At 71.6% G+C, this 25,915-nt stretch carries 25 protein-coding genes; 7 read left to right on the plus strand and 18 right to left on the minus strand.

The genetic code is table 11. The features are described from left to right. Window positions 1-69: 69 nt before the first annotated feature. On the minus strand, window positions 70-639 hold the full coding sequence (locus tag JOD65_RS00485; RefSeq protein ID WP_191194267.1) for a TetR/AcrR family transcriptional regulator: 570 nt from the start codon (window positions 637-639) through the stop codon (window positions 70-72). A 38-nt stretch (window positions 640-677) separates the two neighbouring features. Between JOD65_RS00485 and JOD65_RS00490 the strand changes: the two genes are divergently transcribed. Beyond that, complete coding sequence (locus tag JOD65_RS00490; protein ID WP_191194266.1) at window positions 678-1,838, plus strand: MFS transporter; 1,161 nt, start codon at window positions 678-680, stop codon at window positions 1,836-1,838. Here JOD65_RS00490 and JOD65_RS00495 read toward each other — a convergent pair. The 4 genes from JOD65_RS00495 to JOD65_RS00510 all read right to left on the minus strand — a co-directional run bounded on the left by JOD65_RS00495 (window position 1,825) and on the right by JOD65_RS00510 (window position 6,015). Continuing rightward, the gene (locus tag JOD65_RS00495) at window positions 1,825-2,847 is read right to left on the minus strand and encodes an NADPH:quinone reductase (protein WP_191194265.1); all 1,023 of its coding nucleotides are present in this window, start codon (window positions 2,845-2,847) and stop codon (window positions 1,825-1,827) included. The two genes, JOD65_RS00490 and JOD65_RS00495, sit on opposite strands and share 14 nt — an antisense overlap. 70 nt (window positions 2,848-2,917) lie before the next feature. Continuing rightward, the gene (locus tag JOD65_RS00500) at window positions 2,918-3,970 is read right to left on the minus strand and encodes an aldose epimerase family protein (RefSeq protein ID WP_191194264.1); all 1,053 of its coding nucleotides are present in this window, start codon (window positions 3,968-3,970) and stop codon (window positions 2,918-2,920) included. Between the two features lie 233 nt (window positions 3,971-4,203). Next, window positions 4,204-5,022: a mechanosensitive ion channel family protein gene (locus tag JOD65_RS00505; protein WP_204810880.1), complete on the minus strand. Its 819-nt coding sequence runs from the start codon at window positions 5,020-5,022 to the stop codon at window positions 4,204-4,206. Between the two features lie 234 nt (window positions 5,023-5,256). Continuing rightward, window positions 5,257-6,015, minus strand: coding sequence for a TetR/AcrR family transcriptional regulator C-terminal domain-containing protein (locus tag JOD65_RS00510; RefSeq protein ID WP_191194262.1), 759 nt, complete (start codon window positions 6,013-6,015; stop codon window positions 5,257-5,259). 176 nt (window positions 6,016-6,191) lie between these two features. Here JOD65_RS00510 and JOD65_RS00515 point away from each other — a divergent pair, with 176 nt between their 5' ends. After that, on the plus strand, window positions 6,192-7,934 hold the full coding sequence (locus JOD65_RS00515) for a SulP family inorganic anion transporter (RefSeq protein WP_307820855.1): 1,743 nt from the start codon (window positions 6,192-6,194) through the stop codon (window positions 7,932-7,934). On the opposite strand, the gene JOD65_RS00520 is transcribed toward JOD65_RS00515, so the two are convergent. Further along, window positions 7,919-8,323, minus strand: a complete 405-nt coding sequence (locus tag JOD65_RS00520) for a SpoIIAA family protein (protein ID WP_191194261.1) — start codon at window positions 8,321-8,323, stop codon at window positions 7,919-7,921. The genes JOD65_RS00515 and JOD65_RS00520 overlap by 16 nt on opposite strands. 237 nt (window positions 8,324-8,560) lie before the next feature. Here JOD65_RS00520 and JOD65_RS00525 point away from each other — a divergent pair, with 237 nt between their 5' ends. Then, window positions 8,561-9,340, plus strand: coding sequence for a CPBP family glutamic-type intramembrane protease (locus tag JOD65_RS00525; RefSeq protein WP_307820856.1), 780 nt, complete (start codon window positions 8,561-8,563; stop codon window positions 9,338-9,340). Between the two features lie 24 nt (window positions 9,341-9,364). Here JOD65_RS00525 and JOD65_RS00530 read toward each other — a convergent pair whose 3' ends face one another. Further along, window positions 9,365-9,754 (minus strand): DUF1801 domain-containing protein, encoded by a 390-nt coding sequence (locus tag JOD65_RS00530; protein ID WP_191194259.1) that lies wholly within the window; start codon window positions 9,752-9,754, stop codon window positions 9,365-9,367. A gap of 25 nt (window positions 9,755-9,779) precedes the next feature. Next, window positions 9,780-10,772, minus strand: coding sequence for an aldo/keto reductase (locus JOD65_RS00535; RefSeq protein ID WP_191194258.1), 993 nt, complete (start codon window positions 10,770-10,772; stop codon window positions 9,780-9,782). 114 nt (window positions 10,773-10,886) lie between these two features. Here JOD65_RS00535 and JOD65_RS00540 point away from each other — a divergent pair, with 114 nt between their 5' ends. Next, on the plus strand, window positions 10,887-11,537 hold the full coding sequence (locus JOD65_RS00540; protein WP_204810882.1) for a hypothetical protein: 651 nt from the start codon (window positions 10,887-10,889) through the stop codon (window positions 11,535-11,537). Window positions 11,538-11,563: 26 nt separating this feature from the next. Further along, window positions 11,564-11,800 (plus strand): hypothetical protein, encoded by a 237-nt coding sequence (locus JOD65_RS00545; protein ID WP_191194257.1) that lies wholly within the window; start codon window positions 11,564-11,566, stop codon window positions 11,798-11,800. A 57-nt stretch (window positions 11,801-11,857) separates the two neighbouring features. Here JOD65_RS00545 and JOD65_RS00550 read toward each other — a convergent pair whose 3' ends face one another. After that, complete coding sequence (locus JOD65_RS00550; protein WP_191194256.1) at window positions 11,858-12,751, minus strand: alpha/beta fold hydrolase; 894 nt, start codon at window positions 12,749-12,751, stop codon at window positions 11,858-11,860. 88 nt (window positions 12,752-12,839) lie between these two features. On the opposite strand from JOD65_RS00550, the gene JOD65_RS00555 reads away from it, so the two are divergent. Together JOD65_RS00555 and JOD65_RS00560 are read left to right on the plus strand one after the other, a co-directional pair. After that, window positions 12,840-13,460, plus strand: coding sequence for a TetR/AcrR family transcriptional regulator (locus JOD65_RS00555; protein ID WP_191194255.1), 621 nt, complete (start codon window positions 12,840-12,842; stop codon window positions 13,458-13,460). Further along, on the plus strand, window positions 13,457-14,473 hold the full coding sequence (locus JOD65_RS00560) for an NADP-dependent oxidoreductase (RefSeq protein WP_191194254.1): 1,017 nt from the start codon (window positions 13,457-13,459) through the stop codon (window positions 14,471-14,473). Before JOD65_RS00555 ends, JOD65_RS00560 begins: the two co-directional genes overlap by 4 nt. A gap of 34 nt (window positions 14,474-14,507) precedes the next feature. Here JOD65_RS00560 and JOD65_RS00565 read toward each other — a convergent pair whose 3' ends face one another. The 9 genes from JOD65_RS00565 to JOD65_RS00605 all read right to left on the minus strand — a co-directional run bounded on the left by JOD65_RS00565 (window position 14,508) and on the right by JOD65_RS00605 (window position 25,890). Further along, window positions 14,508-15,041 (minus strand): LutC/YkgG family protein, encoded by a 534-nt coding sequence (locus tag JOD65_RS00565; RefSeq protein WP_307820858.1) that lies wholly within the window; start codon window positions 15,039-15,041, stop codon window positions 14,508-14,510. 119 nt (window positions 15,042-15,160) lie between these two features. Beyond that, the gene (locus JOD65_RS00570; protein ID WP_191194252.1) at window positions 15,161-16,666 is read right to left on the minus strand and encodes a lactate utilization protein B; all 1,506 of its coding nucleotides are present in this window, start codon (window positions 16,664-16,666) and stop codon (window positions 15,161-15,163) included. Further along, on the minus strand, window positions 16,663-17,400 hold the full coding sequence (locus JOD65_RS00575; RefSeq protein WP_307820859.1) for a (Fe-S)-binding protein: 738 nt from the start codon (window positions 17,398-17,400) through the stop codon (window positions 16,663-16,665). Before JOD65_RS00575 ends, JOD65_RS00570 begins: the two co-directional genes overlap by 4 nt. Before the next feature lie 53 nt (window positions 17,401-17,453). Further along, entirely contained in the window at window positions 17,454-17,645 is a 192-nt protein-coding gene (locus JOD65_RS00580) for a helix-turn-helix domain-containing protein (RefSeq protein WP_204810885.1), read from the minus strand. Window positions 17,646-17,662: 17 nt separating this feature from the next. Further along, a complete protein-coding gene (locus JOD65_RS00585; protein WP_191194249.1) occupies window positions 17,663-20,743 on the minus strand; it encodes a glycosyl hydrolase in 3,081 nt (1,026 codons plus the stop codon). Between the two features lie 31 nt (window positions 20,744-20,774). Next, window positions 20,775-22,259: a rhamnulokinase gene (locus JOD65_RS00590; protein WP_191194248.1), complete on the minus strand. Its 1,485-nt coding sequence runs from the start codon at window positions 22,257-22,259 to the stop codon at window positions 20,775-20,777. Then, window positions 22,256-24,310, minus strand: a complete 2,055-nt coding sequence (locus tag JOD65_RS00595) for a bifunctional aldolase/short-chain dehydrogenase (protein ID WP_307820861.1) — start codon at window positions 24,308-24,310, stop codon at window positions 22,256-22,258. Before JOD65_RS00595 ends, JOD65_RS00590 begins: the two co-directional genes overlap by 4 nt. A gap of 30 nt (window positions 24,311-24,340) precedes the next feature. Continuing rightward, on the minus strand, window positions 24,341-25,504 hold the full coding sequence (gene rhaI / locus JOD65_RS00600) for an L-rhamnose isomerase (protein WP_191194247.1): 1,164 nt from the start codon (window positions 25,502-25,504) through the stop codon (window positions 24,341-24,343). Continuing rightward, window positions 25,501-25,890: an L-rhamnose mutarotase gene (locus tag JOD65_RS00605; protein WP_191194246.1), complete on the minus strand. Its 390-nt coding sequence runs from the start codon at window positions 25,888-25,890 to the stop codon at window positions 25,501-25,503. The genes rhaI and JOD65_RS00605 overlap by 4 nt, the downstream gene beginning before the upstream one ends. Between the last annotated feature and the right edge of the window lie 25 nt (window positions 25,891-25,915).

The raw sequence follows: 25,915 nt of genomic DNA on the forward strand, positions 1-25,915 counted from the left end.
CGCGCACGTGCGGCAGTTGTTGCCCTCGATCCCGGCACGCGGGGGTGACATCCGCCGCACGTGCGGCAATCAGGACGCTGCCGGCAGGACCAGTTCGGCGATGGCTCGCGCCTCGGTCAGCGGATCGGCCGGCGCGCCGCGCAGCAGGCTGGCCAGGGCGCCGTTGTAGACCACGACGAGCCGGGCGACCGTCGCCTCCGGATCGGCGAGGCCCGCGTCGTCGACGAGCTCGCGCAACCGCTCCACCAGGGCGGTGGTGTCGGCCTCGACGAGGCGCAGGACGGGGTCGTCCGTTCCGTCTCGCGGGCGCTCGGACGCGGTCGCGAGGAAGCAGCACCACTGGGTCGTGCCCGACGTGCGGCGGAACTCGACCAGCGCGTCGAAGAGGGCGAGCACACGGTCCCGCGGCGAGCCGGCCGCCGCGATCGAGGCTTCCCACTGGGAGGTCCAGGCCGCGAGCCGGCGCTCCAGCACCGCTGACAGGAGCCGGTCCTTGCTGCCGACGTGCTGGTAGAGCGTGGCGATGGCGACGCCCGCCTCGGACGCGACGCGGTCGACGCCGGTCACCCCGATGCCGTCGACGAAGAAGAGCCGCTCGGCGGTGTCGAGGATGCGCTCGCGGGTGTCGGTCCTGGCCACACCTGCAGCATAACGCTCGTTATGGTAGAACGGTCGTTATGGTCACCGAGGCGCACGTCGAGCAGCGCTCCGCCGCGAGGAGCGTCGCTGTCGCGCTGGCGGGCACCCTGCTGATCGCCTCGACGTACGGCATGGCGCGGTTCGGCGTCGGGCTCTTCGCACCGCGTCTCGTCGCCGAGCGTCCGGCACTGGCACCGGTCGTCGGCTGGGCGGCCGCGGCCCAGTTCGTGTCGTACTCGGTCGCTGCGTCGGTCGCGGCCCGGGTCTCGGACCGCCGGCCCGGCGCCGCCGTGCTGGTCGCAGGGACCACCGCCGCGCTGGGCTGCATCGGCGTCGCGACGACCGCGTCACCGGGCTGGTTCGTCGCCCTCGTCTTCCTGGGCGGGACCGGCGCGGGCCTCGCGTCGCCTGCCCTGGTGCGCCTCGTCGACGCCGTCACCCCGCCCCACGCGGCCGCGACCGCCCAGTCCCTGGTCAACACCGGGACGGCGGTCGGTGTCGTCGTCGCCGGCGCCCTTGCCTTCGCGGTCCCGTCCACCGCCGGCGCCTGGTGGACCATGGCTGCGCTCAACGCCCTCGCCGCCGCCGGCGTGCTCCTGCTCGTGCGCGGCCGCGCCGGTCTCGGCGAACCGGCCGCGGCGGCCAGCGAGACGTCGTACGACTGGCACCCCCTCGCGACGCCGGCGGCCGCGGCGGTGGTCGTCGGGGCGGGCTCGGCGCTCCTGTGGTCCTACGGCCCGCTCATCGCGACCGGGCCGGGGCCGGTCGACGACGGCAGCGTCGGGTTCCTGTGGATCGCGCTCGGGCTGGGCGGGCTCCTTGGTCCGCTGACCGGTCGGCTCGTCGAGCGCCGCGGGCTGGCGCGGGCCTGGGCCTGGTCCGTCGGCGCGGTGGCCGTCGCCTCCGTCGCCCTGGCCGGCGCGGTCGGCCTCGGCCTCGCGTGGCCGGCGTACGTCGCCATGGCGTGCTTCGGCGCCGGCTACATGTGCCTGTCGGGCGTGTTGATCCTGTGGGCGCGGGACGCGTGGCCCGAGGCGGCCGGTCGCGGGACGTCGGTGCTCTTCGTCGCGCTGGCGGTCGGCCAGGCGGTCGGAGCGGTCGGCTTCGACCTGTGGCTCGACGTCGCCGGCGCCGTCACCGCCTGCCTGACCGCCGCCCTCCTCTGTCTCGCAGGAGCGTCGTCGGTCAGGCGTCGCTGAGGTCGATCAGCACCTTGCCGACCGCACCGTCCTCGACGGCCGCGTGGGCCTCGGCGGTCTGCTCGAGCGGGTAGTGGTGCAGCGGCAGCCCGTGGTCCTCGCCGGCCCCGTAGGCGCCGTCGGCGACCGCGGCCGTGATGTCGTCGGCCGCCGCGCGCAGCGCCGCCTCCCCGACCGTGTAGAGCAGCACCCACTGGAAGCGGGCGTTGGTCGAGAACGTCTCGCGGACGCTGATGCTCACCTCGTCGCCGCCGTTGTTGGCGTAGATCGCGATGGTGCCGCGCGGCTTGATGACACGCAGGTCGAGCTTGAGGTTCTGCGCGGGTGCCACCTCGACGACGATGTCCACGCCGTCGGGCGCCAGGGCGCGGACGGCGTCGGCGGTGTCGCCCCCGCGGTAGTTCACCGTGTGGTGCGCACCGGCGGCGGTCGCGAGCCGCGCCTTGTCGTCGCTGCTGACCGTGGCGATGACGGTCGCTCCGGCCCACCGCGCGAGCTGGATCGCTGCGTTGCCGACCGCGCCTGCGCCGCCGGCGACGAGCACGGTCCGCCCGGACAGGGCGCCCGGGGCGAGCCGGTCGGGCCCGTCCTCGGAGGTGGTCAGGGCGCGGTGGGCGGTGATCGCCGGGACGCCGAGCGAGGCGCCCACGTCGTACGACGCCCCCTCGGGCAGCGTGGTCAGGTGGCCGACGGGGAGCACGACCAGCTCCTGCGCGGTGCCGCCGGGGCGCCGGTGCTGCGCGAGCATCGTCCAGACCCGGTCGCCCACCGCGAGGCCGTCGACGTCGGGGCCGACCGCGTCGACGACACCGGAGCCGTCCTGGCCGGGCACGACCTCGGGGAAGGCGAGCTCGCCCATGCCGCCGGCGCGGAACTTCCAGTCGGTCGGGTTGACGCCGGCGCGGACGATCCGCACCCGGACCTCGCCCGGTCCCGGCTCGGTCGCCTCGCGCTCGACCACCTCGAGGACCGAGCTGTCGCCTGTCTCGGTGTAGACCACGGCACGCATCGCGCTTCTCCTTCGTCGGGGACGTGTGGTGTGCCTCAACGCACGCACCCCGCCGACTATGCCGCCCCGGTCAGGCAGTCGTCCCGAAGCGCCACTCGAGGTGGGCGGCGTACGTCTCCCCCGGCCGCAGCGTCGCCGACGGCCACTCGGGCCGGTTCGGCGAGTCGGGGAACAGCTGCGGCTCGAGCGCGACGCCGTCGCCCTGGCGGTAGCGGCCGCCGCTGGTCGAGCGGCGGGTGCCGTCGAGGAAGTTGCCGGTGTAGACCTGCAGGCCCGGCTGGTCGCTCCACAGCTCGACGGTGGTGCGCGTCCTCGGCGAGGCGAGCTTTGCGGCGCGACGCAGGCCGGTTCCGCGCACGACGTAGTTGTGGTCGATGCCGCGGGCCTCGACGACCTGCGGGTGCTCCGTGCGCAACGCCGATCCGATGGGCTTCGGGCTGCGGAAGTCGAAGGGCGTGCCGTCGACGGGGACATGGCCGCCGAGCGGGATGCCGGTCGCGTCGACCGGGGTGAGCTCGTCGGCCTCGACGAGCAGCTCGTGGCCGTCGATCGTGCCTGCGCCCTCACCGTCGAGGTCGAAGTAGGCGTGGTTAGTCAGGTTGACCACCGTGGGGGCGTCAGTCGTCGCCTCCATCGTGACGCGGACGGTGTCCTTCTCCACCCGGTAGCGGACCCGCGCAGAGACGGTCCCCGGGAACCCCTGGTCCCCGTCCGGGCTCACCAACGACAGCACCAGCTCGTCGGCGTCGTGCGACGCGACGTCCCACAGGCGTACGTCGAACCCCTCGGGGCCGCCGTGCAGGCTGTTGCCCCGGTCGTGGGTGCGGACCTCGACGTCCCGGCCGTCGAGGGTGAAGTGGCCGCCGGCGATGCGGTTGGCGTACCGCCCGATGGTCCCGCCGATGTAGTCGCCGCTCGTGAGCCGCTCCTCGGCGTCCGGGTGCCCGAGCACGACGTTGCGCCGCTCCCCGTCACCGCACGTCACCACCAGCCGGTGGACCGTCGCGCCCAGCGTCAGCACCTCGACCACCGGCCCGGGATCGGCACCGATCGTCAGCAGGCGGACGTCACGTCCGTCGGGCACCTGGCCGAACACGCGGTCGTGGGTCGGGTCGTGGGTCACGGGGTCAATCTTCGGTCATCCTGCGGGTGCGCCGTGGACCTTCCTCCGACCCTGCGCCCTCGGGCCGAGGCGTACGCCGCTTCCGGCGCACGAGAAGGACCGCCCGTCCCTCCTCAGGAGGAGCGACGGGCGGCCCGTGGGTGGACGGATCAGACGACCAGTCCGGTGCGATCAACCTTGCGGTGGAAACGCATCCGGTGAGACCGCCGAGGATGGCGGTGCCGGTCTCGTGCTCAGTACTGGCGCGGCGTGGAGCCGTAGCCCGTGCCGTCGATGTCCTGGTCGGCACTCTGGTCGTAGACCGCGGTGCTTCCGTTGGTGGCGCTGGTGGCGTGGCTCCCGGCGGTGCCGGAGGGAGCGAGGTCCTGGGCAGCGGACTTCGCCTGGTCGCGCACGGACGGGGCGTTCTCGGCGTGCGCCTTCATCCGCGGAGCCTCACGCTCCGCGGTGGTCAGGTAGCCCTCCCACCGCTGCTGCATCGGGCGGATGAGTCCGCCGCCGACTCCGACGATGATGACGCCCGCAACGGTGGCCAGGATGGCGACCAGCACCGGCATGGTGACGGTGGTGGCGACACCCACCTGGTTGAGCGCCGCGACGACGCCGAGGAAGATGATGAACGCCGAAGCGACATTGGCCAGCACGCGGCCGTAGGACAGGCCGCCGATCATGTTCTCCAACAGTCCCTTGACCGCGGCCGCGATGGACGCCGCGACGACGAGGATGATGATCGCGACGACGAGGCTCGGCAGGAACCGGATGACGTCCTCGATCAGACGGCTGATCGGGTTCGCACCGAAGACGCCGAAGGAGAGCTGGAGCACGAACAGCAGCAGTGTGTAGTAGATGAGCTTGGCGACGATGTCGCTCGCATCCATCTTCGAGTTCGACAGAGCCCGCTTGATCCCGCCGCGCTCGACGGCCCGGTCGAAGCCGGCCCGCTCGAGCAGCGCGTTCAGGGCCTTGGCGATGACCTTGGCGATGATGATGCCGACGACCAGGATGACCAGGAACAGTGCCAGCTTGGGCACGAACTCGGCGATCGTGCTCAAGCCGTCACGTAGTGCGTCTCTCATGTGTCCTCCGTCCGCGGCGGGTGCCACCGTCGTCCCATCACGGGGATGAGGGACGTCAGCGCGAGCCACCGCTCTTAGTGGTTTACAACGTAAGTCGTACCCACCGCGTGAAGGCTCATGCGACTCCGACGGGCGACTTCACCCCTACAGAGGGACGCCCGTCACGCCTGGCTGCGCTGTCCGGGACGTCGTCCACCCGTGAGATGACTGTCAGGTGGAGTCGCTCACGTGCTCGTTGCGGGTGATGGTCATCCGATCGAGCAGCGCCTCGAGGGCCTCCTCGAACTCGACCGCCGACCTGTCCTCCGACAGCCGGTCCCGGAGTCGTGCGACTGTGAGGTACTGGGACGTTCCGGGTTCACCGGTCTGGTCATCGAGGACGTCCAACGGGCCGACGTCCGCACCGTGCACCGCGACCTCGAGCAACAAGTGACCGAGCAGAAAGCTCGTGTAGGCGCGGTAACCCTCGACGGCGGCCTCGTCGCTGAATCCTTCCGCGACGAGCCCCGAGAGGAAGGTCTCGACCCACTCCAGGCTGCGAAGCGGGGGCCGCAACCACGGCGCCTCCGCCGGGCGCGATGCCACCAGCGGGAACGCCTTGGGATGAGCGAGCGCCATCCGACGGACACCATGGGCAAGCCGTTGCAGGAAGTCCTGCCACCCGTCCTCCGGCGCATCGAGGACGACCTCGTCCGACTGCACGTCGGAGACCAGCGACTCCACGACCGCGTCGAGGAGCTCCTCCTTGCTGGGCACGTAGCGGTACAGCGCCATCGCCTCCACGCCCAGCTGTTCGCCCAGCCGTCGCATGGTGAGGCCGGGAAGACCGTTGTCGTCGATGAAGTCGAGGGCTGCCGACACGATCCGGTCCCTGCTCAGAGGGACCCGCGCCGACGGGGCCGGTTCGTCCTCGACCGCCGCCCGGTCAGCGTCCGGGTACTCACCCTGGGTCGGGTCTTCCTCACTCACGCTGGCTCCCCTGCGGCAGGATCTCGGCTGGCGCCCCACGGTAGCGCGGGCGCTGCGGGGACCGTGGCGAGGAGGTCACCCAGTCCGGGCGGTGCGGACCCACCATCCGAGGTGATGTCCTCGGGCGTACTGGACAGGCCCGCGCCGGACGGGAAGGCCGACCGAGAGGAGCGGCAGTGGCAGCGACCTCTCGCCTCGGTGCCCTCTCACGCACGATCCCGGGGCTGGTGATGCTGCGGTCCTACCGACCGGCCCTGTTCGGCAAGGACCTGGTTGCCGGACTCGTGCTCACCACGCTGCTGGTCCCGCAGGGGATGGCGTACGCCGAGCTGGCGGGCCTGCCGGCCATCACCGGTCTGTACACGACCATCCTCGCGTTGCTCGGCTACGCACTGTTCGGTCCGTCCCGGGTGCTCGTCCTCGGTCCGGACTCATCGCTCGGCCCGATGATCGCCGCGATCGTCGTTCCGTTCGTCGCAGCCGACGGAGACCCGGCGACGGCCGTCGCGTACGCCTCCGTGCTTGCCCTCCTGGTGGGTGCGATCACCGTGCTCGCCGGGGTGTTCAACCTCGGCTTCATCGCCGACCTCCTGTCGAAGCCGACCCAGATCGGCTACATGAACGGCCTCGCGCTCACGATCCTCGTCAGCCAGCTGCCCAAGCTGTTCGGGTTCTCCGTCGACGCGGACGGCCTGATCGGTGAGGCGGTCGCGTTCGTCGAGGCGGTCGGTGACGGGGAGACCGTTGGCGCCTCGTTGGCGGTCGGGGCAGCATGCCTGGTCCTGATCGTGGGACTTCAGCGCCTGTGGCCGATCTTCCCGGCCGTGCTCGCCGCCGTCGTCCTCGCGATCGCCGCCGTCGCCGCGTTCGACCTCGCGGACCGAGGCGTCGACCTGGTCGGAGAGCTCCCCTCGGGTTTCCCACCGCTCACGTTTCCGACGGTGCCGATCGGCGACCTGGGACTCCTGCTCGCCGGCGCCCTCGGCATCTCACTGGTCTCGCTCACCGACACCATCTCGACCGCGTCCGTGTTCGCCGACAAGACCGGGGACGAGATCGACGGGGACCGCGAGATGATCGGCGTCGGCGCGGCCAGCATCGCCGCGGGATGCTTCCAGGGGTTCCCGGTCAGCACCAGTGGGTCGCGGACCGCCGTCGCGTTCCAGAGCGGCGCGCGAACCCAGGTCACCGGCCTGGTCGGAGCGGCAGCGATCGTGGCGTTGCTCGTCGTCGCGCCCGGGCTGCTCCGCAACCTTCCGCAGCCAGCGCTCGCAGCAGTCGTCATCGCCGCATCGCTGTCCCTCGCGGACCTCGCCGGACTGCGTCGGCTCCGGCGCCAACGCCGCTCCGACTTCGTCCTCGCCCTCATCGCCTTCCTCAGCGTCGCCCTCCTGGGGGTGCTGTACGGCATCGCTGCGGCCGTCGGCATGTCCATCCTCAACGTGTTCCGCCGCGTCTGGTGGCCCCACCAGGCGATCCTCGGCCGCGCAGGTGACGTCCGCGGCTACCACGACACCGCCTACCGCCAGACCACCGAGCACCTGCCCGGTCTCGCGATCTACCGGTTCGACGCACCGCTGCTGTTCGCGAACGCGCGCACGTTCCGCAACCAGGTACGCCGTCTCGCTGCCATCGAGCCGCGGCCCGCGTGGATCATCGTCGCGGCGGAACCGATCACCGACGTCGACACCACCGCGGCAGACATGCTCGCCGACCTCGACGCCGACCTCGACGGGGCCGGGACGCGGCTGGTCTTCGCGGAGCTGAAGGATGCCGTGCAGACCAAGGTCGAAAGATACGGAGTTCCGACCCTGAGCGACGACCGCTTCTACCCGACCATCCGCACCGCGGTCGACGCCTACGCGACCGCGCAGTCAGTCACCTGGGTGCCCGGGCCCAGTCCCTATCGCCTGGACTGACCGACGTCGCCCGGTCCCGGCAGGTCGCCGGTCGCCGCCCATTGCGTCGCAGCCACCCGCTCTGCGAGCGGGAAGGCCCGCGCCTGCCCTGGAAGCAGGATGCTGAAGACCCGCATGGCCGGTCCTACCCACGGTGCGTCGGTGACGACCGCAATGCGTTCGAAAGATGACGCGTGGCGTGCACCGAGCTTGAGGTCCTCCCACACCGCCTCTCGTTCGTACTCGTCGAAGTCCGGGCCGAGGACGTAGACGAGGCGCACCCGGCCGTGCTCGGCGATCGCAGACTCAACGGCGGGAACCAGGACGTCGCGGTAGTCCTCCTCCTCGACGTCATCGATCGCCTCGAGCCCGACGACACCGACAGGCATGTCATTGAGAACCCGGATCACGTGATCACTCTCCCTCCACCGGCGACGCTAGGTGCGCCAGCACGGCCCCGGATCACCCCCTGCGGACGAGGTGACCGCGACATCGGCTCACCCTGATCCGAGCTGAAACACGGATGGCGGCGCGGCGCTTGTGGTGATTCGTGGCAACAACGACCTCACCCGCGGCCTCGACGTCCGCCTCGCGCGGCCGGACTGCGTTCCGTGATGCCCCGGCGCGCAAGCCCTAGGCTGCGGTGGGTGACGGACACGGGTGTGAACGCGCCGGGACGGCGGCTGTCGTACGTCGGTTTCGCGCTGGTGGTGATCGGCTACCTCGCCGTGATCAAGGGCGTCGGCTTCGTCGCGGGGTCGGCGTGGGACCTCGACGACGGCCTGTACACGACCGAGGACGTCATCCTCGGCATGTGGCTGCCGCTGGGCGCCGCGCTGGTCTACACCTACGCGATCGCCGCCTGGCTCGGGTGGCTGCGGCCGGTCCTGCACGACGACAAGCCCGTGCAGCGGTGGGTGTGGGCCGTCCCCGTCATCTTCGTGGTGTGCATCGCGATGGCGATCGACTACGCCGACCTGGCCGACAAGACGCTCGGCTTCGTCCTCGCCCTGCTCGTCGCCACCCAGCTCGTCGGCTGGGGCGAGGAGGGCATGTTCCGCGGCATCGGCGTGGTGACGCTCCGCTCGCACGGCCTGACCGAGGGCAAGGTCGCGCTCTGGTCGAGCGTGGTGTTCGGTGCTGTCCACATCAGCAACGCGCTGACCGGTGAGCTGAGGAGCGCGCTCCCCCAGGCCGTCGCGGTCAGCTTCGCCGGCTACTTCTTCTACCTGATCCGCCGGGCCAGCGGTGGCAACGCCGTCAACTCGGTCATCCACGGACTCTTCGACTTCTCGATCCTCACCGGCAGCGCGATCCTCGTCGACCAGGGCGCCTACCTCGGATCGGTGGCCGCGATCCTGGCCTACCTGGTGGTGGGCGTCCTGCTGGTCGTCCGGCGCAGGCACATTGAGCCTGCACAGGCCTGACTGTCTCCGAACGAGGTCGCGCAGTCAGGGGCGGCTCAGCCGACGCCACCCGCCCTGGCGGTTGTGCTCGACGATCTCGGCCAGGATGCCGGTGATCGCGTCGCGGTCGATCGCGTCGTCCGCGTAGATCTGGATCGACCGGGCGGTCAGGTTGTCGTGCCCTTGGTTGATGACGCCGGCGGGATCGCTGACGGTCGGGTCGTAGAGGAAGAGGTTGACGTGGTCCTTCGTCGCCAGGATGGCGCACACGTTGCCCTCGAGGACGAAGTAGGGCTGGACCGTCCGCTTGATCGTCTCCTCGATCTCGGGATCGGTGGCCCAGACGATCTCGCGCAGCTGCTCGCAGATCGACTGCTGCCACTCGGGCAGCTTCGCGATGTAGGCGTCGACTCCCGGATGTGCCCGTCCCGTCATGCACGGATTGTGGCAGGGAGCCGACCTACCAGCGAGCGTGCACCTGCCCCCGGATGTGCCGGTCGTAGAGGTCGGCCACGCCCTCGAGGAAGGCGACCGGCAGCTCGCCGACGAGCCCGGCGGCGGCGTTCGCCCGGGCCTGGTCGACGTTGCGCGCGCCCGGGATGACGGTCGAGACCCCGGGCTGCTGCCAGATCCAGGCGACGGCGGCCTGCGCCGGGGTGACGTCGATGCCCGAGTCGGAGACGAGCGCGGAGAACTCCCGCGCCGCCTCGACGCCGGTCGCGTAGTCGACGCCGGAGAAGGTCTCGCCGACGTCGAAGGCGCTGCCGTCCCGGTTGTAGGTGCGGTGGTCGTCCGCGGCGAACGTGGTGTCGAGGTCGTACTTCCCGGACAGCAGCCCCGAGGCCAGCGGCACCCGGGCGATGATGCCCACACCTGCGGAGGCCGCCGCGGGGAGGACCTCGTCGAGCGGCTTCATCCGGAAGGCGTTGAGGATGATCTGCACGCTGGCGACGTGGGGCCGGGCGATCGCGCTGAGCGCCTGGGCGGCGGTCTCGACGCTGACGCCGTACGCCGCGATCACGCCATCGTCGACGAGCTGGTCGAGGACGTCGTACGTCTGGTCGTCGTCGATGACCTCGCTCGGCGGGCAGTGCAGCTGCACCAGGTCGACCGTGTCCACCCCGAGGTTGCTGCGTGAGCGGTCCAGCCACTGGCGGAAGCTCGGCTCGACGTAGCTCGCCGGCACCTGCTCGGCGCGGCGGCCCATCTTGGTCGCGACGGTGAAGCCGGCATCCGGGTGCGCCGCGACGAAGCGGCCCACCAGCTGTTCGCTGCGGCCGTCGCCGTACACGTCGGCGGTGTCGAAGAACGTCACGCCGGCCTCGGCCGACGCCTCCAGCACGGCCATCGCGTCGGCCTCGCTGACGTCGCCCCAGTCAGCGCCGAGCTGCCACGTGCCGAGACCGACGACCGAGACCTCGCGGCCGGTCCTTCCGAGGGTGCGGTGCTCCATGGGAGCGAGTCTCACAGTCCCGGCAAGCCGCGGCCTCCCACAGCGGGGTGACCTCTGGCCCGCAGCGCACCTTCGCCCCTACCGTGGGAGCCCCGCCGACCGGAGGTGACGACCGTGGCCCGACCGCTGCCCCTCCCCGCGCCGCGGCCCGTCCTCCACCCGCTGCGCACCACGGACTCGGCGCGCAGCACGATCCGCCGGCTGTCCCACCACCGGATGCGGGTCACCATCGACCACCAGCCGCTGGCCGGCGTCACGCCGCCGATGCTGCTGTGGTGGTTCCGCCACATCGGCGACGAGATCGACTACGCCGGCGAGCGGATGTCGGGCTACCTCGCGTGGCACCCGCTCGACCACATCACCTGGGAGCTGGCCCGCCCGGCACCGAGCGGCGGCGCGGACGAGGGCGCGAGCTATCGGATCGTCGAGGCGTTCGGGCGCGACGAGCGCTTCCGCGTGGACTCCGTCGAACGGGTCGAGAAGCTCGACGAGACCGGCATCCGGCTCGTACGACGGATCGCCGGGGTGCGGATCTTCCAGCTCGAGCACACCTGGTCGTGGGGACCCGACGGGACGCACTACGTCAGCGTGATGGACCTCGGGTCGCGCCTCCGGGCGGCCGCGCCGGTCAACCGCCACCTCACCTCACGCGTCTTCCCGCCCGCCATGGCCGAGGCATGGGTGAGGCACAACGTCGAGGAGGTCGGCGTGCTCGAGCACCTCCTGCCCGACGTATCAAAGTCATCCTTGCGCCCTCCTGTCTGAGTGGAGGTAAAGACTCAGGAGGGCTCATGTACGTGATGTACCGCGTCGCCTATGCGCCCGGGCCGGAGGATCCGCCCGAGCGCGACCGCACGCTCCGAGACTTCACAGCCGTGACCGGCCGTGAGGCCGAGAAGGCCGCACGCGAGTGGGCCACCAGCCGCAACCAGCAGCGACCCCCGGAGCTCCGCGAGCAGTGGCCGTGGGTCCTGGAGCGGTGGAACGGGCGGATCCGGGACTGGGAGCAGATCAACGCGATCCCGTAGGACCGTCCTGACGACGTGAGGCCGGCGGGCACCAGCAGTTGGGCGGACACCCGGTGCTCAAGATGATCCTGTGCCGTCTGCCGTGGTTGCCCCCGGGGCGAGGAACGCTGCTGCGATGGGCGCGAACTCGTCGTGGTGCTGGAGGATCCCTCCATGCCCGGAGTTCGGGTAGATGATCAGCTGCGAGCCCTTGATCCGGCGGTGCAGGTCCTCGGACAGGATCGACGGCACCATCCGATCGTTGTCGCCGTTGGCGATCAGGGTCGGCTGGGTGATCACCGAGAGGTCGTCGGGTGAACCCCGCCCCCACCTCTTGATCGCCGCGAGCTGCGTCTGGAACCCCCGCGGCTTCATCGGCGAGTCCCGGTCGGCGGCGCGTTCCTCGAGGCGCTTCACGAACGCCTTGGCCGCCGCCTTGCCCGACGCGTCACGGTTGAAGAAGAGGAATTCCTTCGGGTCCGAGCGCGTCAGGGCGGCTCGAAGGATGTCGTAGTAGGTCGTGCGCGCGACCTTGTCCATGTCCTTGCCGCCCTTGGGACCGGTGCCGGTCAGGACGAGCCTGCGCACGAGGCCGGGGTCCTTGACGATGAGCGCCTGGGCGACCATGCCGCCCATCGAGAAGGAGAAGACGTCGATCGTGTGGTGGCCCAGCGCCCGGACGAAGGTGAGGGCATCGTCGGCCATCGCCTCGATCGTGTCGGGCACCGTGCCGGACGAGGCCCCGACGCCCCGGTTGTCGAAGGTGATCACGTGCCGGTGGGCGGCGATGGCGTCCACGATCCGAGGATCCCAGTTGTCCAGGGTTGCGGCCAGGTGCACGAAGAAGACGACCGGGACACCACCCGTCGGGCCGAGCTCCCGATAGGCGAAGGTGACGCCACCTGCCGTGATCTCACGCGTGGGCGCGTCCTTGTAGGCCGTGACGGTGTGGTCTGACGCGTGGTTGCTCATCGTGAACTCGCCTGTCTGCCTATCGTAGTATTACGATCGTCAGACTACGACTCAGAGGTCCCGAGGACCAGACCCCGGAGGATGCCGGATGACCAGGTACGCCGATGGCCACAAGGACGCGACGAGACGGCGCATCCTCGACGCTGCCGGTCGGCGGTTCAAGCGCGACGGCGTCGACGCGTCGGGCATCGCGGCAGTGATGGCGGACGCCGGTCTGACCAACGGTGCCTTCTACGCGCACTTCGACTCCAAGGACGAGCTCGTCACCCACGTCGTCACGGATCAGGTGCGCCACCAGAGCGAGCGAGCAGGAATCGACCTGAGCGCCCCCGACGGCCTTCTCGCCTTCATCGACGACTACCTGTCGCGCGATCACCGGGACAGCATCAGCAGCGGATGCCCCTCGGCGGCCTTGCTCCTCGACGTGTCGCGAGGTTCGGCGTCGACCCGCCGCGCCTACGGTGAGGAGGTCGTCGTGATGGTCGACGCCATGGCGGCTCTCCTCGACGCGAAAGATCCTGGAGGGCGCCGCCTCGCTGCGATGAGCCTCTTCGCCTCGATGGTCGGCATCCTCCAGCTGGCCCGCGCCCTGCCGGACGACCTCGCCGACGAGCTGCTGACCCGGGGAAGGCACGACGTCCTGCGCCGGGCTGAACAGCTCCTCAGTGGGCGCACACCTCACGACCAGAGCAGGGAAGAGTCTTCATGAGGGCATTCGTCGTCGACAGGTACGGCACGGACCGGGTCGTGCCGACCGTGATCGCGGATCCGACGATCGGCGGGGCGGACGTCCTTGTCCGTGTCCACGCCGCCAGCATCAACCCGCTCGACACGATGACGCGCGCCGGCGAGTTCAAGCGCCTCATCAAGCGCAGGCCACCGTTCGTCCTGGGCCACGACCTGGCCGGCGTGGTCACCGAGGTCGGCGCCGAGGTGCGCGACATCGCCGTCGGCGACGAGGTCTACTCGCGTCCGCGCGACTCGAACATCGGCACGTTCGCCGAGTACCTTGCGGTGGACCGGGAGGACGTGGCCCTCAAGCCCCGGTCGCTGACCTTCGAAGAGGCGTCCGCGGTCCCGCTCGTCTCCCTGGCCGCGTGGCAGATCCTGGTCGAACGAGCGCAGGTGCAGCCCGGTCAGAAGGTCCTGGTCCACGCAGGGGCCGGTGGACTGGGATCGACACTCATCCAGCTCGCGAAGCACTTGGGCGCCACCGTCGCCACGACCTGCAACGCGGGCACGGCCGACCTCGTACGCACACTGGGCTCCGACATCGTCATCGACCACCGCGCCGAGAACTTCGCCGAGGTGATCTCCGACTACGACCTGGTCATCGACTCCGTCGGCGGCGACAACCTGCAGAGGTCCCTCACCGTGCTGCGCAAGGGCGGCCTGGCGATCGGTGTCGCCGGCCCACCCGACGCCGCGTTCGCCCACCAGGTCGGCGCCCCCCGCCCGCTCGCCCTGGTGATGCACCTCCTCAGCCGTCGGGTGCGCCGCCGGGCCGAGCGGCTCGGCGTGACCTACGAATTCTTCTTCATGCGCGCCAGCGGCGCCCAGCTTCGCGAGCTGGCTGCGCTCTACGACTCCGGCGCCCTGCGCCCGGTCCTCGACCGCACCTTCGCCTTCGACCAGACGCCGGAGGCGATGGCGTACGTCGAGCAGCGGCGCCCCACGGCAGGCAAGGTCGTGGTGAGCATGGGACTCCCGGGCACGGGCTGAGCGGCTCGGCCGGGCGGCAGTGACGCCGGCCCCGTCACCCCAAGAGCACCACGTGCAGCGTGCGAGGGCCGTGCACGCCCTCGACCCGGTCGAGCTCGATGTCGCTCGTGGCCGAGGGCCCGCTGATCCACGTCGTGGGGCGGGCGGGGTCGAGCAGGGCGATCGCGTCGGGTACGTCGGCCACGACCTGCGTCGCATCGACGATGCAGACGTGGAGGTCCGGCACGAGGCTGATCGCCCGACGGCCCTGGTCGGGCGCGTGGTCGAGCACGATCGTGCCGGTCTCGGCGATCCCCACCCTGGCGCGCGTGACGACGGCGTCGATCGCGTCGAGCTCGGCGGCGGTCCATCCGTCATCGACGACGGAGCCGGGAACCTCGAGACCGAGTCCGGGAGGTACGACGCTGGACGCCGATCCGAGCACCTCGGCGACCACCGATCCGACTTCGTCGGGAGCGCACCGAGTGACCAACGCCCGGTAGTCCTCGACGCGCTCGACGAACAACGCGATCAGGTCGCCGCGGTCGGGGGCGCGAGGGGCCGGAGGAAGGTCCACCGCGGGCGACACGCCGGACAGGGCCGAGCGGACACGTCCGAGGATCTCGTCGCGCGCGCTGGTTTCGGGGTCCCCGCGGCGTTGTTCGACGGAGGAGCGGAGCGGGGGAGGCGAAGAACGTCGTGGGGTGTTCACGAGCGGCCCTCCTGATCGTCATCGGGACGGTGTCCACCGTCGGTGCGGTCCCACCACTCGCGGAAGGACTCCGGCGGCGGCGCGGGCAGGTCGCGGGCTCCGGTCCAGCCGGCGGCGGGCCCGGGCAGGCGGCCCGCGGCGGTGCGGCCGCCGGGCAGCGTCGTACGGGAGAAGCGGCCGAGGACACGGCCGGCGACACCGGAGGCGCGCTCGGCCCAGCGCAGCCGGCGGGCGTCGGAGAACGTCCATGCGGCGGCCTTCATCACGACCGCCTCCGGCTTCGGCACCCGGTCACCGCGGTGCGAGTCGACGACGGCGGCGCGCTGGTCGACCAGCACCGACGGGATGTCGATGCGGACCGGGCAGACCTCGAAGCACGCACCGCAGAGCGACGAGGCGTACGGCAGGGACGCGGTCTGCTCGTCGGAGACGCCGTTGAGGAGCGGGTTGAGGATCGCGCCGATCGGACCGGGGTAGACCGAGCCGTAGGCGTGGCCGCCGACCCGCTCGTAGACCGGGCAGACGTTGAGGCACGCCGAGCAGCGGATGCAACGCAGCGCCTGCCGGCCGACATCGTCGGCGAGCGCGCGGGTGCGGCCGTTGTCGAGCAGGACGACGTGCACCTCCTGCGGGCCGTCGCCGGGCGTCACGCCCGACCACGTCGAGGTATAGGGGTTCATCCGCTCCCCCGTCGACGATCGCGGCAGCAGCCGCAGCATCGGGTCGAGGTCGGACCAGGTGGCGACGACCTTCTCGATGCCGACGACGCTGACCAGGACGTCGGGCAGGGTCAGGCACATCCGGCCGTTGCCCTCGGACTCCACGACGACCAGCGTGCCCGTGTCAGCGACGGCGAAGTTGGCGCCGCTGACGGCGACCTTCGCGCGCAGGAACTTGTCGCGCAGGTGCTCGCGCGCAGCCCCGGCCAGCATGGACGGCTCGTCGGTCAGGTCGTCGGGCGCGGGCCGTCCGACATCGCCCATCCGGCGTCGGAAGATCTCGCGCACCTCGGCGCGGTTGCGGTGGATCGCCGGCACCAGGATGTGGGAGGGCAGGTCGTCGCCCAGCTGGACGATCAGCTCGGCGAGGTCGGTCTCCCAGGCTGCGATGCCCTCGGCCTCGAGGGCCTCGTTGAGGCCGATCTCCGCGGTGGCCATCGACTTGACCTTCACCACCTCGTCGGCGCCGTGGTCGCGGGCGACCCCCGCGACGATCGCGCACGCCTCCTCGGCGTCGCGGGCCCAGTGGACGGTCGCACCGGCGCGGACCAGTGACGCTTCGAGGGTCTCGAGGTGGGTGGCGAGGTCGCGCAGCGCGGCCTCCTTCACCGCGGCGCCCGCGACGCGCAGCTCCTCCCAGCCCTCGACCTCGGCGACAACCGCGGCGCGCTTGTCGCGGATCGTGCGGGTGGCGTGGGCGAGGTTGCGGCGCAGCTGGGTGTCGGCCAGCGCCTCGCGGGCCGCCGTCGGGAACGCCGGCATGCCGACGAAGGTGCCACTCATGCTGTCTCCTCGGTCGCTGCCAGGATCTCGGCGAGGTGCATCACGCGTACGCCGGCACGCTGGCGCGAGAGCATCCCGCCGACGTGCATCAGACAGGAGTTGTCGCCGGCGACCAGCACCTCCGCACCGGTGTCGCGCACGTGCCGCGCCTTGTCGGCGCCCATCGCGACCGAGGTGTCGGCGTTCTTGAGGGCGAAGGTGCCGCCGAAGCCGCAGCACTCGGTGGCGTTGGGCAGGTCGACCAGCTGGATGCCGTGGACGGCCTCGAGCAGCCGTTGCGGGCGGTCGCCGACGCCGAGCATCCGCAGGCTGTGGCAGGTCGGGTGGTAGGTCACCCGGTGCGGGAAGTAGGCGCCGACGTCGGTCACGTCGAGCACGTCGACGAGGAACTCGCTCAGCTCGTACGTCCGCGGTCCAGTCTGCGCGACGGCCGCCACCAGGGCGGGGTCGCCGGAGCGGTCGGCGACGATCGAGTGCTGGTGCCGTGCCGACCCGGCGCACGAGCCCGACGGCGTGACGATGGCGTCGTACCCCGCGAACGCGTCGACGAAGGTCCGCACGACCGGCACCGCCTCGTCGAGGTAGCCGGTGTTGACCATCGGCTGCCCGCAGCAGGTCTGCGCCTGCGGGAAGTCGACGTCGACCCCGAGACGGCGCAGCAGACGCACGACGGCCTTCCCGGTGTCGGGGAACATGGCGTCGTTGACGCAGGTGACCTGGAGGGCGACCCTCACGGTTGGCATCCTTCCACGGTGCTGGACTGCGGGTTGCTGGGGCGGGTAGGGCATCAGATGAGTCGGCGCCGCACGGCCCACACGATCGCTTCGACGGTCGTGTCGACGCCGGCGGCCTCGCACGCCGCGCGGGCCTTGCGCCGCACGGTGCGCTCGGAGACGTCGAGGCGACGCGCGACCGCCTCGACCGTCTGCCCCTCGGCCATGAGCCGCAGCACGACGAGCTCGTCGTCACCGAGGGGCACCGGACTCCCGTCCATCCTCAGCGGCGGACCGGCTGGTCGACGTACGGCACCAGCCGGACCGGTCCGAGGAGGCCGTACGCCTGGCGCTGGGCCACGCCGTAGACCGCCGGCGTCACGGTGCGCAGCCGGTTGAGGAGGGTGGAGGCGACCTCGACCTCGATGACGTTGGTGCCGCGACGCAGCAGACCGGCGAGGTCGACGCGCGGGTGCAGCGGGTCGCACCCGCCGACGGCCACGCCGTTGACGCGGACCCGGAAGGTGTCGGTGACCTCTCCGAGCTCGAGCCACGCGCCGTCGAGGTCGTTCCAGTCGGAGCCGAGGTCGACCTGGGTCGTGTAGCGGCCGACACCCGAGACGTCCTCGAGCCCGGGGATCTGGCTCCACGGCACCAGCGTGGTGAGCTCGGCCGTCCGCAGCGGCTTGATCGTCTCGGTGGCCGTCGCGCCGGGCTGCCAGTCCTCGACCTCCAGCCGCCAGGACGACGGGACGACGGGGTCGCGGACGCGGTCCACCTTCGCGGCGACCGTGCGGCCGTCGCCGAGGGTGACGGTGTGGCTGCCGGCGGTGCCGGCCCTGGCCACGAGCTTGCCCGGCTCGCGCATCACGTCGAGGGCCGTGGTGGCGATCGCGTGCAGCTGGGCGGGGTCGGCCGACTGGGGGGTCGCGAAGGCGATCACGGCGGACTGGCCGGGGGCGAGGTCGACGCGGACCCGCACCCGGTCGGCCTGGCGCTCCCAGAGGCCGACCGGGCGGGTCTCGCCCGTCCAGGCGTCGAGCACCACCGGCACCGCACGCGGCGAGGTGGTGGTCAGCCAGACGTCCTGGGTGACGCGGTTGAGCCTGCGGTTCTCGGCGTGCCGCGCGTTGGCGACGTAGTAGAGGTCGACGTCGCCGACGACCCGCCGCAGGGTCATCACGGTCGAGCGCTCGTGCTCGACGTCGGGCGTGATGCCGAGGGCGGCGAGCACACCCGGGATGTCGGCGTCGGCTGCCGCCACGCGGGTCGTGGGCAGCGCCTTGACCTGCGCGATGAGGTCGCGGAGCTCGGCGACCTCGGCGTCGGGCGCTCCCTCGGGCAGGCCCACGGGGCGCGGGTCCGACCAGTCGCGGACGAAGACGATCGGCAGCCCGGCGCGGCCGAGCTCGAGCACTCGTCGCGCGGTTGCGACGGCCATCGTGGCGACCTGGCCGCGGAACTGGTCGGTGCCGATGATCATCGCCTTGTAGGCGGGACCGTCGGGAGCCAGTCGGCCACCGCGGACCATGGCCAGCGGCAGCTCGAGCAGGGCCGGGGTCGCGAAGGAGTGGGTCCACCCGAGCGGGATGCCGTCGTTCGTCGCCCAGAAGGCGCCGATGCCCGTGGACGTCCAGCCCTTCTGCCGCAGGAAGACGACGTCGTACTTCGGCGTGCCGGTCTGCAGGACGAGCTGGGTGCGGGAGAGGTACGCCGCGATGTCGGGCATGTGCTGCCACTGCGGGGTGCGCGGCCCCCACGCCTCGCCGAAGCCGATCGCGCCGTTGTAGTAGGGCGAGAACGCGGCGAAGCCGGGCCACGTCACGCCGGGCGCGTCGGCGTAGGGGAAGCCGTGGATGATCGCCTGGTTCACGCCCGCGGCGAAGATGCTGTTGAGGGTGAAGAGCGCCTGGTTCTGCTGGGTGGGGCTGGCGCTGTTGCCGCCGAGCATCGTGTTGTAGGCCGCGCCGTTGTAGCAGATCGCCTCGCAGGACAGGATCGTGTGGCCGGCCATGTCGCGACCGCCCGCCATCACCCGGTAGTCGTCGAGGTTCTTGAAGCCGAGCGACTCGGTCTCGGGGATGTCGAGCAGTGCCGCGTGCTCCACCGTGTCGGTCTCGAGGCCGTAGGGCTGGACCCGCAGGCCCATGCCGAGCGTGCGGGCGAAGGCCTGCAGCGGGAGCAGGTGGTGGTCGCGGTAGAGGTCGGAGAGCACCTGGTTGTAGTCGTCGCGGACCTGGTTGGTGCGCAGGCTGTCGGTCGTCGCGGCGTTGGCACCGGTGCCGAGGTCGTAGAGGTACTTCTCCTTCAGCTCCATCACGACCGGCAGCCACGGGCGCAGGTCGTAGCCGGCGCGCTTCTCGAACTCCTCGAACATCCTCGGCGTCCAGATGGTCGCCTCCGTCTCGATCTCGAGCGAGTCCTCGAAGAGGTAGCCACCGGCGCGGCCGAGCAGACCGCGCAGCTCGCGGTCGAGGACGCGGTCCTCCCACAGGGCGACCACGGCCTGCGAGCCCAACGCGCTGAAGTGGTCGACGACGTAGGACCGCGGCGAGGTGTGCGGCGCGGCTTCGGGCTCCTGACCGGACCCACGCTGCCAGAAGGACAAGAGCACCCACGTCCCGCCGGCGGGCGCGGACGGCGCGGTCCAGGTGATGCCGCCGTCGACGACCTGGCCGAGCAGGTCGACGTAGGAGTCGGGGTCGACCTGGGGCAGCACGCGGGTGTTGGTCGAGGGGGTGTAGCGGTGCGCCTGCAGAGCCACGAGCGTCTGCTCGGTCACCGCTCCCTCGGCGTGCAGCACGGCGGCCGGGACGGGTCCGTCGTACGTCGCCCCGGCGGCGAGGTCGGCCAGGCCGTGCGCCAGCTCGGTGCAGGCGGCGTCGTCGTCCGGGGTGATGGTCGAGACGGCGGCCGGCCACGAGGGACCGACGGTGATGTCGATGCGCACGTCGCGCTCGGCGGCCCGGGCGAGCGCGGCCTTCACACCGGCGACCCACGGCGCCGTGCCCCACCCGTGCGACCCGACGTCGATGGTGATGTTGCGGGCGCGGAGGCTGTGCGTGACGTCGGCGACCTCGAGCACGCCGAAGCCGGCGTCGGCGACCTGGTCGACCTCGCGGGCGATCTCGACGGGGTCGACGAGGCCGTGCGGCCACCACCAGCGGAAGCCGGCAGCGGTCGCGGTGCCGGGCGAGGCGAAGCGGCGCACGAGGTCCTTGGGGAGCCATTGGGTGGCGGCCGAGGCGCCGCCAGGAGCGGCGGCCGCGGGCGTGGCGCTGGCGGCGGCCACGAAGCCCGCCGCGGCGGCGGACGCACCGAGGAGGGTGCGGCGGGTGAGGTGGGTCGGGCCGTGCTGGTCCATCGAGATCTCCTGTGGGGGTCAGGCGGTGGGGTCAGGCGGTGGCGGGTCCGACGCGGCGGTCGGCGGCGTCCCAGTCGAGGCCGGGGCGGGGGTCGTGACGTCGTACGTCGTGCGTCTCACGGACGAGGGCACGCATGGCGGCGAGGTCGGGCAGGTCGGCGCCGAGGGCGCGCGCCTGGACGAGGGCGTTGCCGAGCGCGGCCGCCTCGCCCGGGCCCGCCAGCACCGGTACGCCGAGAGCGTCCGCGGTCAGCTGGCAGAGCAGGTGGTTGTGGGAGCCGCCGCCGACGACGTGCACCACCTCGAGGTCCCGTCCGGCCAACCGAGCGGCGGTGCGGAGGTGGCGACGGTAGGCCAGCGCGAGGCTGTCGAGGATGCAGCGGGTGATCTCACCGGGGGTCTGCGGGAGCGGCTCGCCGGCGTCCCGCGCCAGCCGGACGACGCGCTCGGGCATCGGGTCGGTGGCGCTGCCCGGGCCCAGCAGGGACGGGTGGTTGATGTCGACGACGGTGCGCAGCGGCGCCGCGGTGCTGGCGTCGGCGAGCAGGGACGCGAGATCGGTGGCAGGGGTGCCGCGGTCGCGCCACGCCTTGAGGCACTCCGAGAGCACCCACAGGCCCATCACGTTCTTGAGGAAGCGGACGGTGCCGTCGACGCCGCCCTCATTGGTGAAGTCGGCCTCGCGGGCCTCCTCGGTGAGGACCGGCTCGTCGAGCTCGAGGCCGACGAGCGACCACGTGCCCGAGGAGATGTAGCCGAAGGAGGTGCCCGAGTCCGCGGGTACGGCGACGACGGCGGAGGCCGTGTCGTGCGAGCCGACCGCCACCACCGGCACGTCCGGCGCGAGGCCGAGGTCGGCCGCGACCTCGGCGCGCAGCCGCCCGACCACGGAGCCGGCGTCACGCAGCGGCGGCAGGATCGACCAGGGCAGCTGGAGACGGCGAGCCAGCTCGCTGGACCACTCCCCCGTCACCACGTCGAGCAGCCCGGTGGTCGACGCGTTGGTGCGCTCGGCGCCGACCTCGCCGGTCAGCCAGTAGCCGAGCAGGTCGGGCAGCAGGAGCATCGTGTGGGCCGACTCCAGCGCCGCGGTGCCGCGGGCGGCGGCGAGCTGGAAGACCGTGGTGAACGGCAGCTGCTGCAGGCCGTTGACGGCGTACTGCTCCTGCACGCTGACCGTCTTGGCGACCAGCTCGGGTACGTCGCGGGTGCGCGGGTCGCGGTGGCTGTAGGGGTTGCCGAGCAGCTCGCCGTCACGGTCCAGCAGGCCGTAGTCCACGGCCCACGAGTCGATGCCGATCCCGTGCAGCTCCCCGGTGCGCGCCACCTCGGCGACACCGGCCAGCACCTCACGGTGGATGCCGAGCACGTCCCAGAACAGCGAGCCGCCGACCGGGACGCCGCCGTTGGGGAAGCGGTGCACCTCCTTCAGGGAGAGGTGCCCCGGACCGACGCGGGCGGCCATCACACGACCGCTCGTCGCCCCGAGGTCGACGGCCGCGACGCGCAGAGTCATCGCAGGAACGCCGCCGCCACGCCCGCGTCGACGGGGATGTGCAGCCCGGTCGTGTGGCTCAGCTGGTCGGTGCAGAGCACGAAGACCGCGTTGGCGATGTTGTCCGGCAGGACCTCGCGCTTGAGGATCGTGCGCTGCGCGTAGAACTTGCCGAGGTCCTGCTCCTCCACGCCGTAGACCGCGGCGCGGTTGGCGCCCCAGCCGGAGGCGAAGATCCCGGAGCCCTGCACGACGCCGTCCGGGTTGACGCCGTTGACCTTGATGCCGTGCTCGCCGAGCTCGGCGGCCAGCAGCCGCACCTGGTGGGCCTGGTCGGCCTTGGCGGCGCCGTAGGCGACGTTGTTGGGGCCGGCGAAGATCGAGTTCTTCGACGAGATGTAGACGATGTCGCCGCCCATCCCCTGCTCGATCATCGCCTTGGCCGCGGCCTTCGCGACGAGGAACGAGCCCTTGGCCATCACGTCGTGCTGGAGGTCCCAGTCCTGCTCGGTGGTCTCGAGCAGCGAGCGCGAGAGCGAGAGGCCGGCGTTGTTGACGACGAGGTCGACACCACCGAAGGCCAGCACGGTGGCCTCCAGGGCCGCCTCGACGGCGGCGCCGTCGGAGACGTCGACCTGAACCCCGACGGCGACGTCGGCCGAGCCGATCTCGGCGGCCGCGGCCCGGGCCTTCTCCAGCGACAGGTCGGCGATGACGACGCACGCGCCCTCGGACGCGAGCTTCTTCGCGGTGGCGAGGCCGATGCCGGAGGCGGCGCCCGTGACGAGCGCGACGCGGGTCGCGAGCGGCTTGGGCTTCGGCATCCGCTGGAGCTTGGCCTCCTCGAGCGCCCAGTACTCGATGCGGAACTTCTCCGACTCGTCGATCGGGGCGTACGACGACAGGCCCTCGGCGCCGCGCATCACGTTGATCGCGTTGACGTAGAACTCGCCGGCCACACGGGCGGTCTGCTTGTCCTTGCCGAAGCTGAACATGCCGACGCCGGGCACCAGCACGATCAGCGGGTCCTTGCCGCGGATCGCGGGGCTGTCGGGCGTGGCGTTGCGGTCGTAGTAGCCCTGGTAGTCCTCGCGGTAGGAGACGGCGAGCTCCTGGAGGCGGGCGATGCTCTCCTCGACCGAGGCGGAGGCGGGCAGGTCGAGGACCAGCGGCTTGACCTTGGTGCGGAGGAAGTGGTCGGGGCACGAGGTGCCGAGCTCGCCGAGCCGCGGGTGCTCGGCGTGCCCGAGGAACTCGAGGACGACGCCGGCGTCGGTGAAGTGGCCGACCATCGGGCGGTCCGCCGAGGCGATGCCGCGGATCGTCGGGGCGAGGGCGGCTGCCTTGGCGCGGCGCTCGGCCTCCGGCAGGGCGGCGTACCCCTCGAGCGCCGGACCGAACGGCTCGGCCCTGGTGTGCTCAGCGATGTAGGCGGCGGCGGTGTCGATGAGCCAGAGGCTGTTGGCCTCGGCCTCCTCGCTCGTGTCGCCCCAGGCGGTGATGCCGTGGCCGCCGAGGATGCAGCCGCGGGCCTGCGGGTTCTTCTCCTTGATCTCGGCGATGTCGAGGCCGAGCTGGAAGCCGGGGCGGCGCCACGGCACCCACACGACCTGGTCGCCGAAGATGGTCCGGGTCAGCTCCTCGCCGTCGGCCGAGGTCGCGATCGCGATGCCGGAGTCGGGGTGCAGGTGGTCGACGTGCGCCGCGTCGACGAGACCGTGCATCGCGGTGTCGATCGACGGCGCGGCACCGCCCTTGCCGTGCAGGCAGTAGTCGAAGGCCGCGACCATCTCGTCCTCGCGGTCAACACCGGGATAGACGTCGACGAGCGCGCGCATCCGGTCCAGCCGCAGCACGGCCAGGCCGCCCGGCGTCAGCGTGCCGAGGTCACCGCCGGAGCCCTTCACCCACAGCAGCTCGACGTCCTCGCCGGTGACCGGGTCGGTCTCGGTGCCCTTGGCGGAGGTGTTGCCGCCGGCGTAGTTGGTGTTCTTCGGGTCGGCGCCCAGCCGGTTGGAGCGCTCGACGAGCTGCTCCACAGTGGGGTTGACGGTGGGCTTGATGTCACTCACGGTGCTGGTTTCCTTACGGGGTTGTGGGGGTCAGTTCCAGCCGGCTTGCGAGCCGCCGACGCGGTCGGCCTCGATCTGCTGCTGGTAGCCCGACTCGAGGTAGGCGCGCATCGGGTCGGCCGGCAGGCCGCGCTCCTCGCGCCAGGCCGCGAGGTCACGGCGTACGTCGGTGTAGAAGGCGTCCATGAAGATCTCGTTGGCACGCAGCACGTCGCCGGCGGACCGCGCCTCGTCGAGGGCCTCGGTGTCGAGGAGCAGCGCGCGGGCGGTCATCTCCTGGACGTTGAGCACGGAGCGGATCTGGCCGGGGATCTTGTCCTCGATGTTGTGGCACTGGTCGAGCATCAGCGCGACGTCGCTCTCGGTGCCGAAGCCGCCACCGCGGATCACCTCGACCATGATCCGGAACAGCTGGAACGGGTCGGCCGCACCGACGATGAGGTCGTCGTCGGCGTAGAAGCGGCTGTTGAAGTCGAACGAGCCGAGCTTCCCGAGGCGCAGCAGCTGCGCCACGATGAACTCGATGTTGGTGCCGGGCGCGTGGTGGCCGGTGTCGAGGCACACCTTGGCGCGGTCACCGAGGGCGGCCACGTGGGCGTACGACGTGCCCCAGTCCGGGACGTCGGTGTGGTAGAACGCCGGCTCGAAGAACTTGTACTCGAGCACCAGCCGCTGGTCCTCGGCGAGCCGGTCGTAGATCGTGCGCAGGCCCTCGGCGAGCCGGTCCTGGCGGGCGCGCATGTCGCCCTGGCCGGGGTAGTTGGTGCCCTCGGCGAGCCAGATCTTCAGGTCCTGCGAGCCGGTCTGGTGCATCACCTCGATGCAGGCGAAGTGGTGGTCGATCGCCTTCTGCCGCACCCGCGGGTCGGTGTGGGTCAGCGCGCCGAGCTTGTAGTCGTCGTCCTGGAAGGTGTTCGAGTTGATCGTGCCGAGCGCGACGCCCTGCTCCTTGGCGTACGCCGACAGCGCGGCGTAGTCGTCGACCTCGTCCCACGGGATGTGGAGCGCCACGGTGGGCGCGAGGCCGGTGAAGCGGTGCACGGCCGCGGCGTCGGCGATCTTCTCCTCGACGGTGCGCGGGGTGCCGGGGGTGCCGAACACCTTGAAGCGGGTGCCGGAGTTGCCGTAGGCCCAGGACGGCACCTCGATCGCGAGTTCGCCGAGCCGGTCGCTGATGGTGGAGAAGCTGGTCATGACGGGTCCTGAGCTGTGGGAGTGGGTGAGTCGGTGGCCGTGCTGGTGGGGGTGTGGGCAGCGAGCTGGTCCTCGAGGTGGAAGACCTCGGCCAGCTGCCAGAAGCCCTGGTCGGGCGGGAGGTCGAGGTCGACGAAGAACTCGGCCATCTCCGCCTGCCAGCGGGCGTTCACGTCGGTGCGGGCCATGCCCTCCTGCGCGGCGGCGAGGTCAGGCGTCTCGAGGTAGCCGACGAGCAGGCCGTCCTCGCGCAGGAAGAGGGAGTAGTTGGTCCAGCCGGTGTCGTGGAGCGCGCGGAGCATCTCGGGCCATACGGCGGCGTGGCGCTCGACGTACTCGTCCATGCGGTCCGTGCGGACCTGCAGGGTGAAGCAGGCGCGGTGCATCGCGGTCTCCTCTCCGTTGCCGGGG

Source organism: Nocardioides cavernae, from assembly GCF_016907475.1.
GTDB lineage: Bacteria > Actinomycetota > Actinomycetes > Propionibacteriales > Nocardioidaceae > Nocardioides > Nocardioides cavernae.

What these genes read in the sequence shown, in the direction of transcription:
- JOD65_RS00545 (WP_191194257.1), top strand. Translation starts at nt 11,564, where the DNA reads ATGTACGTGATGTACCGCGTCGCCTATGCGCCCGGGCCGGAGGATCCG.
- JOD65_RS00550 (WP_191194256.1), bottom strand. Translation starts at nt 12,751, where the DNA reads ATGAGCAACCACGCGTCAGACCACACCGTCACGGCCTACAAGGACGCG.
- JOD65_RS00490 (WP_191194266.1), top strand. Translation starts at nt 678, where the DNA reads ATGGTCACCGAGGCGCACGTCGAGCAGCGCTCCGCCGCGAGGAGCGTC.
- JOD65_RS00605 (WP_191194246.1), bottom strand. Translation starts at nt 25,890, where the DNA reads ATGCACCGCGCCTGCTTCACCCTGCAGGTCCGCACGGACCGCATGGAC.
- rhaI (WP_191194247.1), bottom strand. Translation starts at nt 25,504, where the DNA reads ATGACCAGCTTCTCCACCATCAGCGACCGGCTCGGCGAACTCGCGATC.
- JOD65_RS00535 (WP_191194258.1), bottom strand. Translation starts at nt 10,772, where the DNA reads ATGGAGCACCGCACCCTCGGAAGGACCGGCCGCGAGGTCTCGGTCGTC.
- JOD65_RS00585 (WP_191194249.1), bottom strand. Translation starts at nt 20,743, where the DNA reads ATGGACCAGCACGGCCCGACCCACCTCACCCGCCGCACCCTCCTCGGT.
- JOD65_RS00560 (WP_191194254.1), top strand. Translation starts at nt 13,457, where the DNA reads ATGAGGGCATTCGTCGTCGACAGGTACGGCACGGACCGGGTCGTGCCG.
- JOD65_RS00530 (WP_191194259.1), bottom strand. Translation starts at nt 9,754, where the DNA reads ATGACGGGACGGGCACATCCGGGAGTCGACGCCTACATCGCGAAGCTG.
- JOD65_RS00555 (WP_191194255.1), top strand. Translation starts at nt 12,840, where the DNA reads ATGACCAGGTACGCCGATGGCCACAAGGACGCGACGAGACGGCGCATC.
- JOD65_RS00590 (WP_191194248.1), bottom strand. Translation starts at nt 22,259, where the DNA reads ATGACTCTGCGCGTCGCGGCCGTCGACCTCGGGGCGACGAGCGGTCGT.
- JOD65_RS00495 (WP_191194265.1), bottom strand. Translation starts at nt 2,847, where the DNA reads ATGCGTGCCGTGGTCTACACCGAGACAGGCGACAGCTCGGTCCTCGAG.
- JOD65_RS00570 (WP_191194252.1), bottom strand. Translation starts at nt 16,666, where the DNA reads ATGAGTGGCACCTTCGTCGGCATGCCGGCGTTCCCGACGGCGGCCCGC.